Raw genomic sequence first — 2761 nt, forward strand, 5'->3', positions numbered from 1 at the left:
AGGCCAACCTGTCCATCACCAAAAGCAACAACCAGTCCGCCGTGGTGTCCGGCAGCACCACCACGTATTCGGTGGTGGTCACCAACAACGGCCCCAGTGCGGACTGGTTGTTGCTTTTGGTGATGGACAGGTTGGCCTGCTGATGCGTGTTGGTCCAGGTACACACGATGGCCGTATCCGCGCCGGCCACGGTCAGGGTGCTCCCGCTCAGGGCGTTTGCGTTGCCCGTGCAGGCCAGGGTGCCGTTGTACAGGCCGGTATTGCCGCTGGCCAGGGTTTCGGCCAGGGTCAGCACATCGGCTGCGTACACCGTGACCTGGCTGGTGTCCGTGTCCAGTTCACTGGCTGCGCCTGCGTCGGAATCGAAGCTGCGCAACACGGTTGCACCCCTCGCCACGGTCAGCGTGGCATCGTCACCGGTCACTGCGTTCGTCCATTGCTTGGCCAGGGTCAGCGTGGCCGAACGGCGGGTGTTGGTGATGGTGCAGGCGATGTTGTCCGCGCCGGTCGGGGTGAATGTGTCCCATGCCTGGTAGGTGGATTGGCTGGTGCCGCTGCCGCTGGGCAGGGGGGTGGTGGACGCCGGATTGGTGTTGCTGCACGCGATCGACGTGTCGTAGTTCGCAAGGCTGGTGTCGGCACCGGTGCCGCTGGTCTTCACGGTCTCGGTGAACTGCATGGTGCTGCCGGCCGTCAGCACCACGGTGCCGGTGGTGGCGCTGGTGCCGGTGTCGGTGGTGGTTGCGCTGGTGTTGAGGATGCCGCCGGAATACAGCCGGATCTGCACCTGGTCAGTGGCGACTGCGCGCGAGGTCAGGTTCTTGGTCAAGGTCACCCAGACCGGGCTGGGCGTGTCCTGGCACGCATCGGCCGTGAACGTTTCTGCGGAGGACAGTGTTGCGGTGGCGTTGTTGTGCAGCCCGTTGCCGGCGGTGCTGGGCGTGGTGCAGGCGTCGTTGCCGGAGGTGCCGGTCTGGCTGATCTGGATGCGCACCACGACCACGTACGTATCGGTGGCCGCTGCGGGCAGGCTGCGGTTGCTGGCAAGCGTCCATGGCCCGCTTCCGGTCAACGTGGGCGTGTCCGATCCGCCGCCGCTGCCGGCCCCGTTGCCGCCATCGGTCGCACTGCGGGTGGAGGACACCTGCACGATGCTGGCGTCCGCATCCATGCCGGGGGTATCGACCAGGTTGTAGGTCGCCGTCAGGCTGGACGGATTGTTGACCGTAATCGTGTAGGTGATGTCGAGCTGGGTGGGCTGGCCGGTGACTGCAACCGGCGCTGCGGCGCTCTTGGCGACGGTGATGCTGGTGTCGTCGTCGATGATCGTGTACGTCCAATGGGTGGTTGCCGCGCCGCCGCAGGTGGTGCTGGACAGCAGCAGGAACTTTCCGTCCGTCGATGGTGCGATCTGCAGGTTGATCGTGCGGTTGCCGTCGTTGATGGTGGTGTTGTTCACCACGGTGATCGGCAGGGCAATCAGGCTGCCGGTCGCGCTGGTGCCGTCGTAGTCGCCGGCCGGCACCGTGACCGTGAGCGCGGTGCTGTTGTTCGGTGTGGTGTAATCCGTGCCCAGCACGGCGGTGCCGCCGCTGATGTCCACCGTCACCGTGAAGGCCGTGTACACCGTGCCGTTGATCCGCAACGTCGGCACGTTGCTGGTGCTGCTTTCGACCGTGGAGCTGCTGCTCTGGGTGAAATCCACGAACGGTGCCAGCTCAATCTGGATGTTGTCCAGCAGGTTGCCGTTGTTGGCACCGCCCACCGCGGTCACTGCCTCGAACCCCAGGCTGTTGATGCCGGTGGCACCGCTGTACGTGTAGCTGCCGCTGTAAGCGACCCAGTGGTCGGTAACGGTGCTGTTGCCGACGGTGCCGGTGACGGCCACCGGGGTGGCGGTGATCGCGCCCTGCCCGCTACCGGCCACTGGGGTCAGGTAGCCGCCGGTGCTGCTGACCGCATTGCTGGTGCTGACGGTGGCGATGACGCTGCCGGTGCCGACCACGAAATTGGCGACGTCGTACGCAGTGGGGGTGGCGCTGTTGGTGCCGCCACGGCCGCGATGGCTGAAATGCCAGTTGAAGCTCTCGTTGTTGATGAGGCAGACGTTCTGGTAGAGGCGCGAGGCGACCACTGCGTTCAGTTCGGCAATCTGGTCACCCGCCGGCGCGACGACGTAGCCACCCGAGCTGGCACTGCGTGGCGTGTTCCACAGTTCGACGATGCGGACACTGGTACGCGGCCAGCCGGTGAGGGATGTCGTGGTACAGGCAGTACTGCTGGTGGCTTCCTCGCCGGATGCGTAGTACGGATGCGTGGTCGTCCAGCCGGTGACGCGGGTCTCGTCGATGTACACCCGGCAGCCGTCGCTGCCGATGACGGGCTGCTCGAACGAGGGGTTGATCATCCTGCGCTGCACCTGCGCCTGTACCTGCGGCGTACACAGCAGCCCGGCCAGCAGCAACAGCGCGAACCACCGCATCATTCCGTTGCCCCGCGTCGCTGCGTCCTTTCCTCCACTGATGATTGCGTGCATTTGTCCGCGCGGCCCCTGATTCCGCGTTCCAACTCATCCCATGCCACAGGGTGCGGCGAAAACCGCATTGCCGCACGCCAGAGTATGGTCACCCACGGCCCGATACCGGGCACGCTGCGATGCACAACGCCGGCGAAGGTGGGCGAAGGTAGGCGAAGGTAGGCGAAGGTAGGCGAAGGTAGGCGAAGGTAGGCGAAGGTAGGCGAAGGTAGGCGAAGGTAGGCG

At 65.5% G+C, this 2761-nt stretch carries 1 protein-coding gene and 1 pseudogene; one reads left to right on the forward strand and one right to left on the reverse strand.

What is annotated here, in order from left to right:
- Positions 1-44: 44 nt before the first annotated feature.
- Positions 45-143, forward strand: a complete 99-nt coding sequence (locus tag QM612_RS06930) for a hypothetical protein (protein WP_415253167.1) — start codon at positions 45-47, stop codon at positions 141-143.
- Positions 144-205: 62 nt separating this feature from the next.
- On the opposite strand, the pseudogene QM612_RS06935 reads toward QM612_RS06930, so the two are convergent.
- Positions 206-2536 (reverse strand): annotated as a pseudogene (locus tag QM612_RS06935) (hypothetical protein); the annotation flags it as partial.
- Positions 2537-2761 lie beyond the last annotated feature (225 nt).

The sequence above is a fragment of the Thermomonas sp. genome (genome assembly GCF_047606765.1).
Lineage (GTDB): Bacteria > Pseudomonadota > Gammaproteobacteria > Xanthomonadales > Xanthomonadaceae > Thermomonas.